This is a genomic window from Acidobacteriota bacterium (assembly GCA_018001935.1).
In the GTDB taxonomy this organism is placed as follows: Bacteria; Acidobacteriota; JAAYUB01; order JAAYUB01; family JAAYUB01; genus JAGNHB01.
On record JAGNHB010000048.1, the window covers coordinates 38285 to 44916 of the forward strand.

At 65.4% G+C, this 6632-nt stretch carries 7 protein-coding genes; 4 read left to right on the forward strand and 3 right to left on the reverse strand.

All coding sequences use genetic code 11. The features are described from left to right. The first annotated feature begins 188 nt into the window (after positions 1–188). The 4 genes from KA419_15865 (at position 189) to KA419_15880 (ending at position 1910) form a co-directional block, all read left to right on the forward strand. Positions 189–566: a hypothetical protein gene (locus tag KA419_15865; protein MBP7867409.1), complete on the forward strand. Its 378-nt coding sequence runs from the start codon at positions 189–191 to the stop codon at positions 564–566. A gap of 101 nt (positions 567–667) precedes the next feature. Then, positions 668–970 carry a type II toxin-antitoxin system Phd/YefM family antitoxin gene (locus KA419_15870; GenBank protein MBP7867410.1) on the forward strand — a complete coding sequence of 101 codons (303 nt, stop codon included), beginning with the start codon at positions 668–670 and terminating at the stop codon, positions 968–970. Positions 971–972: 2 nt separating this feature from the next. Beyond that, positions 973–1389, forward strand: a complete 417-nt coding sequence (locus tag KA419_15875) for a putative toxin-antitoxin system toxin component, PIN family (GenBank protein ID MBP7867411.1) — start codon at positions 973–975, stop codon at positions 1387–1389. Positions 1390–1391: 2 nt separating this feature from the next. Continuing rightward, on the forward strand, positions 1392–1910 hold the full coding sequence (locus KA419_15880) for a hypothetical protein (protein ID MBP7867412.1): 519 nt from the start codon (positions 1392–1394) through the stop codon (positions 1908–1910). Between the two features lie 227 nt (positions 1911–2137). Here the strand turns inward: KA419_15880 and KA419_15885 are convergent, their stop codons facing one another. From KA419_15885 to KA419_15895, 3 genes are all read right to left on the reverse strand, one after another. Further along, positions 2138–5203, reverse strand: coding sequence for a M6 family metalloprotease domain-containing protein (locus KA419_15885; GenBank protein MBP7867413.1), 3066 nt, complete (start codon positions 5201–5203; stop codon positions 2138–2140). A 339-nt stretch (positions 5204–5542) separates the two neighbouring features. Further along, complete coding sequence (gene arfB / locus KA419_15890) at positions 5543–5962, reverse strand: aminoacyl-tRNA hydrolase (protein MBP7867414.1); 420 nt, start codon at positions 5960–5962, stop codon at positions 5543–5545. Positions 5963–6105: 143 nt separating this feature from the next. Beyond that, positions 6106–6387 (reverse strand): pyrimidine/purine nucleoside phosphorylase, encoded by a 282-nt coding sequence (locus KA419_15895; GenBank protein MBP7867415.1) that lies wholly within the window; start codon positions 6385–6387, stop codon positions 6106–6108. Positions 6388–6632 lie beyond the last annotated feature (245 nt).

The following is a 6632-nucleotide window of genomic DNA, read 5'->3' on the forward strand; positions in this document are numbered from 1 at the left end:
CCTCGAACTGCCGCTTTGGAGTGCGGTGACACGCTTCGTGGCACCGCTTTGTATTTCGCCGACGCAAAGGCGCGCAGGCTTCCGGAGCGCCGTCGCAAAGGTTTAACTGGAGAGCGCGACAGCAAGTCCTCGAGCTGCCGCTTTGGAAAAAAACCTGTAATGGAGCGGAACCGTCCGGGGAGATACTGATGAAAGGTTTTAACAGGAATGATTCGTCCGAATTGGGTTTCGCGGTGGCTTGCCTCTTCCATGGAGCGATCACGCTGAACGAATTCCACCGATGGGTGGAGTCCGTCCTTGTAATGAGTTCTGAAGTTTCGCCTTTGCTTGTGGATTTGCTCGATTTCAACGGACCCATGACCCGGATTTTCAAAGTGATCGGTTTTGTGCCCGATTGGCCCTTTCCAATTGAAGCAAAGGCGGCACTGCTTGCGATTGCCTATCAAAGAGGAACGCCTCCGGAAGATTGCAAAATTTCTTCCACCGAAGCGGAAGAGATTCGAAATCGCTTTCCACAAGTAGAAACCCGATTCAAAGAAATGTTCCCGTTTGCAAACATATGTTGACAAGACTCCTGTCCTCTGTCTCGGGGCAGGAGTCTGCAAATGCATTGACGATCCGCTGACTTTAGATCATAATGATCATGATGAACATTATGGAGGCTTCGATGGTCACCGAAACCAATGCCGTCACGTTCCGGCAGAACCTGGGGGAAATGATCAACCAGGTCCAATACCGCCACGACAGCATCGTCATCAGCAAGGACGGGCGACCGGTGGCGGTTCTGATCGATTCGGCCCTTTTCGAGCGGATCCGTCGCATGCGCGAGCGCTTCGACGCTCTTGCCTCTCGTCTGGCCGCTGCTTTCGCGGATGTCCCGGCCGATGAAGGGACACGGGAAATCGAACAGGCGGCTGCGGCTGTCCGAGCTGAATCGAAGGCCCGCCACGCCGGTCGGCCGAGGCGTTGACCGTGTCCGCTCTTCGTGTGGTTCTGGACACCAACGTACTCGTGTCGGGTCTGGCCTATCCCGGCAGTATCCCCGGCCGGATTCTGGAGACCTGGCGACAAGGCGGAATCGAAGTCATCCTCTCCCGATTCATCCTGGATGAGTTGTCGAGGGTCCTGCCGCGATTGAATCACCGTCTGAACTGGGGCCCCTCCGATTTCGAGGACCTCCTGGACATCCTCGCCTTCGAGGCCGACCTGATCGAGCCGGTCCAAGCCGAGAACGGCGATCTCCGAAACGGGGATGACCTCCCGGTTCTCGGCACCCTGCTGGCGTCCCGGGCTGACTACCTCGTCACCGGCGATGCCGATCTTCTGGCTCTGGCCGGCCGTTATCCAATTGTGAGCCCCGCCGAGTTCTGGCGCCGGCACGGGGGGTGATCGTGCCCCGATTCGACCGGGAAAACCGGCTGAACACCGACGGGGCCAGGGAGCGGGAAGCGGTTCTGGAAGGGACCGTGGACCTCGGCCCCCTGTTCGGGAAGCGGGTCGTCCACGTCGTCCTCCCATTGATTCGGGTCACGGCCGGCAGCTTCACCATGGGATCGGGCTTCCCCGACTCCTTCTCCGATGAGCAACCCCTCCACCGCGTGACGCTCAGCCAGGGGTTCTGGCTCGGGAAGTCTTCGAACTGCCGCTTTCAACCCACCCCCTCAAGCAACCTGTTCGCATCCGCCGTCCCGGGTCGCACGCGCCGTCCCGGCGCGGGTCTTGCGCACCTCGACCCTCTACAGATCCACACCCGCCCGGGCCGGGACGGCCCGTGGGAACCTCAATGCGCCCCGGAGGCGGCGCAGGAAAATTGCCCGCAGGACATCCGGCTCCCCTCCAGGGCGCCCTCAGGGATAACGGCGGCCTCCCCGGCGGGAGCACCCCCTGCCGGGGGAGCACCCGCCGGCTAATCTCTTCTATCCCTGCGGGATAGAATTACACATCCCTTGAGTGAGCAAACAATAGACTGACGCAACGGGGTTGAACCTCTCCGGTGCCCGACACTTTCATGCTGGAACGAAGCGAAAAGCCAGTGACATTGGGCTTCAGCCTGCGCGGGTGTTTTTGCGGAGATAAAAAAACGGGGACGGATGGCCGTCCCCGCAGGGTTGTGACTTCAGAAGGTTTCCAATTCAGTTCATTCGGTGTCCCGTCGTTCCGGAGTGCCGGGATTGACACCGTCGGAAGAGATCTGCCACGGCATCTCGGGGGCCACCTCTTCCCCGGCAGAGCCCCAGGCCGGCGCCGGTGACGAGGGGATGAACTCCACCTTGTCCACCCAGCCGGTGTCGGAGCCGCTCGCATAGGACTCGTCCTTCATGTAGTACCACTGGAACACGTAGTTGCCGGCCGGCAGCGTGTAGGCCTTCTGCGCCCAGCTGGTGGAACCGCTGATGTAGGCGTAGAGCTGGTTGTTGATGTACAGGGCCAGGAAGTCGTAGTCCTGTTCGGAGGACACCTTCCACCAGAAACGCACGGTCCCCGGCCCGGCGAACGTGGCCTGCAGGAGGCTGTTCTGGTCGTTGCCGACGGTCCCCGCCTTCGCGGCATCGCCGCCGTAGTAGGACGTGGTGGTCTGGCCGGCCCAGGTGGCGCCGCCCCCGGTGCTCCAGACCACGCCCGCGTAGTCCAGGGCCTCGGCCAGCGTCATCCCGGCCGGGCTGGTGACGGAGAAGTAGGCGTCGGAGTAATCGGACGTGGCGCCCTGGTAGACCCGCACCTTGTAGTCGGACCCCGCCGTGAGGCCCGTGGGGACGGTCCAGGCGAAGGAGCCCGCGGCGGCGGTCGCGGTGCCCAGGTTCTGAAGGTACGCCCCGCCCTTGTAGAGGTCGAGGGTCACGGTGCCCGTCACGTTGACGGCGGTCCAGCGGAGGGTCTGGGACGACCCGCGGGTCCAGCTCTCGCCGCCGTTGGGGGCCGTGACGGTGATGACCGGGGTCGCCGACGCCGACCAGGTCACCTTGTCCACGAAGCCCGCGTCGGACCCGGCGCTGACCGAACCGTCCTTGCCGTAGGTCCACTTGAGGGTGTGCGTGCCGGAAGCCAGGGCATAACTCTTCAGCGCCCAGTTGACTTCCCCGCTGACCCGGTCCTTCTGGACCCCGTCCACGTAAAAGCTGAGGTAGTCGTACCCCGACTCCGAGGAGACTTTCCAGTAGAAGGACAGGGTGCCGGGGCCGGTGACGGTGGTCTGCAGGTAGGTGCTCTGGCTGTGCGAGACCAGCCCGCTGCGGGCGGACGAGCCGCCGTAGTAGGAGACGGCGGTCTGGCCGGCCCAGTTGGAGTTGCCGCCCGTGGTCCAGGCGAGCGCGGCGTTGTCGAGGGCGGCGGCCAGCGTGGTCACGGGCTGGGTGGTGACGGTGAACGCCCCGTTGGAATCGTCGGTGACGCTCCCCTGGTAGATGCGGACTTTGTAGTCGGTCCCCGCAGCCAGCGTCGCCGGCAGCGACCAGGTGAAGGACCCGGCGGTCGCGGTGGCCGACCCGATGTTCTGCTTGAAAACCCCTCCCTTGTACAGGTCGATCGTGACATTGCCCGTGAGCCCGGTGGCGGTCCACCGGATCTGCTGCTGGCTCCCCGCGGCCCAGCTCTCGCCCCCGTTGGGGGCCGTCACGGTGATCCCCTTGGCGCCCCCGACGTTCACGTAGAAGGAGATCGTCGTGCCCGCCGTGGAAACGGCGGAGATATCGAGCCCGCCCTTGCTCCCGTCCGCCAGGAAGCAGGCCGGGCTGGAATTGTCGTTGAAGGCGGTGCGGCCCGTGCCTTCCGAGAAATGCGCGCTGGTGACGGTGCCGTTGGCGGAGGTGGTGCCGCCCGGGCGATAGAGGTAGAGCTCGTCCGGCGGGCCGTCGGCGTTGCCGTCCCCGTCGGCGGCGGTGTTGACCCGGTAGATCAGCAGGCCGTCCCCGGGGAGGCCCGCCTCGAAGGTCCCGCTCCGCTTGCGGTACTCCAGGACGAAGTACTGGGAGGTGGTGTTGGGCGACTTGATCTTGTAGCAGTTCCCGGTGGAGGACGTCTGCGGGTTGAGGACGTAGGTGCCGCTGGTGGTGATTTCGGGGATGGAGGCGATCCAGTTGCCGTAGCGGAACTTCATGTAGGCGCCCATGTGCTGGGGCGGGTTGGCGTCCTGCTCCATGAGGTCCCAGGGGCCCACCGGCACGAGGCCGTCGTAGGAGTAGTGGTACAGGTCCGGGGCGCCGATGGAGTGGAACATCTCGTGGCACAGGACCCCCACCCCGCTGGATTTCAGGGCGTTCTGGAGCTGGAAGTTGTAGGTGTAGACCCGCTTGTTGTTGATGGTGGCGTTGACGCTGTAAAGCGACCACATGTGGGGCCACAGCAGGTCGCTCCAGCCGCCGGGGTCGCCCTTGATGATGAAGCAGACGTTGTCCACCTGGCCGTCGTTGTTCCCGTCGATGACGAGCCCGGAGGGCACCTGCGAGGCGACGGCGTCCACGGCCCGCTTGAGGAGGGCGTGCTCACGGGCGGTGCTCTCGGCGTCCGTCTTGTAGCCGCCGGGGTTGGTGGTGGCGTTGTAGGGCTGGTAGTAGGAGCGGGCGTAGGCGTCCTGGTAGGACACCACCGTGGCGCCCGCCGTCGTGGGGTAGAAGGTGGTGCTCACCGTCAGGGTGTTGTAGGACACCTCCTTGAAATAATTGATCATGGAGTTGGAGCCGGCCGTGCTCTTGTTGAACAGGTCGGCGTAGAAGGCCCGGGTGTCCGTGAACTCCGCCTCCCCGCTGAAGCGGATGTAGACGACCAGGTTGTTGAGGGTCCCCGTCTTGGGCGCCGCCATGATCTGGGCGGGCTGCCAGGGGGAGCCCGAGGCGAACTTGGCGCCCATGGCCGGCCGCGCCGTGACCTCGCTGATCGCGAAAGGCCGGACGCCCGCCGCCTCGAGGTCCCGGTCCTTCAGGCGGCTGTCGCCCACCACCGCGTCGGTGGGCTGCAGCGCTCCGTCCACCAGGGCGGCGAAGAGGTAGTACCCGTTCTCGGGGTGCTGCACGATGATGTGGCCCCGGGCGTCGTGCAGCCAGTTGAGGTGTTCGTCCCCGCTGGCGAAGCAGTGGACGACCTTGCCGTCGGGTTGTTCGAGGGTCACCGGGACATTCCGCAGCCAGGCGGCGTGGAGGAGGGAGGGGAGGAGGGCCAGGGTGAGCACCGTGAAAACGCATCGCTTCCAGGTGAATCCGGCGTGACGCATAACCAACTCCTTGAAAATGAAATGATCTGGGATGCTTCCTGCCGGCATCGCCCGGCCGGTCCCCAAACCGGTCGGCGGCTGCGATCATGGCCCGGAAAGAGCTTTCCCATTGACATCAGTGTAAAGGGACGGGAAGCGGCGCGGTAGTGAGAAAAACCCCAGATCGACTGGGAAAAAAGACCAGTTTCGGGGGGGCGCCGCCCGTGAACACGGAAACGGATCGGACGGATCGGTCGGATCCGACCGATCCGTCCGACAGGGCCGGTGGAAAGTGCCGAACCCGGCCGCGGGAAACGGCCGGCCGGTCCGGGCGCTAAAAGCCCGCGACGGCGGCGGGAATCACTCCGGGGTTTCCCTCCGACGGCCGGCCTTGACGGCGGCGCGGCGGCGCTTTTCCACCAGGCGCCCCTCCCGTGAGGACCGCGGCACGGCCGTGGCCCGGCGGGGCCGGCGGGGGCGCAGGGCCGCGGCCAGGAGGGCGGCGAAGCGCGCCAGGACGCCCTCCCGGTTCTGGTGCTGGCTCCGGAACTCGGAGGCGTGCAGGACCAGGACGCCCTCCACCGTCAGGCGGGAGGCCAGCCGCTCCCGGAGGACGGCGCGCTGGGCCTCGCCGAGGTGGGGGCTCCCCGCCACGTCGAAGCGCAGGGTCACCCGGGTGCTGGTCTTGTTGACGTGCTGGCCGCCGGGACCGCCGCTTCGCGAGGCGGACAGCTCCACGGCGTCGTCGGGGAGTTCCAGGGTATCGTTGACGTTGATCATGGCAGGGACGTCTCAGGCCTGCGGCAGCGAGCCCGAAGTGGTGGCACAAGCTTCAGCTTGCGCGGCTCAATCCTCCCGGATGCACCCCGGTGAAGCCGGGGTCGCGACAAAGCGGCCGCTCGACAGCCGGCGGCCGCACTCCGTCAGCGGTAGAGGCAGAGGTAGGCCGTGTCCACCGCCACCCGGAGCTGGAATTTCACGCCCGCGGCCACCGTGAACTCGGCGTCGGCCGCGAAGGTCTCCCAGGTCTCGCTCCCGGGGAGCTTCACCACCAGTTCCCCCGAGACCACCTTCATGATCTCCAGGGTGGAGGTGCCGAACTCGTATTCGCCGGGGGCCATGACCCCCACGGTGGCCGGGCCGCCCGCCGCGGCGAAGGCGATGGATTTGACGTTTCCGCCGAAATACTCGTTGACCTTGAACATGCGTTTCCTCCTCGGTCGGTGTCGGCCCACCATACCCGAAAGGAGCCGGGCTGTCAATGCGGGAGGGGACCTCGCCGCGATCGGGGTCTTCGGGGTTCGGGCAGCAGGGGAAGTGATGGGTGGGGGGGGTGGGAGCGATGGGAATTATGGGAATTATGGGAGTTATGGGAACGGAAGAGCGGGGGCACAAGACAGGACGGCGGCGGGAGACGGGGCGGGGGCACAAGACAGGACGGGGGCGGGAG

Bases quoted from the DNA above. Each gene is read 5' to 3' on its own strand.
- KA419_15885 (MBP7867413.1), bottom strand. From the start codon at position 5,203: ATGCGTCACGCCGGATTCACCTGGAAGCGATGCGTTTTCACGGTGCTC.
- KA419_15865 (MBP7867409.1), top strand. From the start codon at position 189: ATGAAAGGTTTTAACAGGAATGATTCGTCCGAATTGGGTTTCGCGGTG.
- KA419_15895 (MBP7867415.1), bottom strand. From the start codon at position 6,387: ATGTTCAAGGTCAACGAGTATTTCGGCGGAAACGTCAAATCCATCGCC.
- arfB (MBP7867414.1), bottom strand. From the start codon at position 5,962: ATGATCAACGTCAACGATACCCTGGAACTCCCCGACGACGCCGTGGAG.
- KA419_15870 (MBP7867410.1), top strand. From the start codon at position 668: ATGGTCACCGAAACCAATGCCGTCACGTTCCGGCAGAACCTGGGGGAA.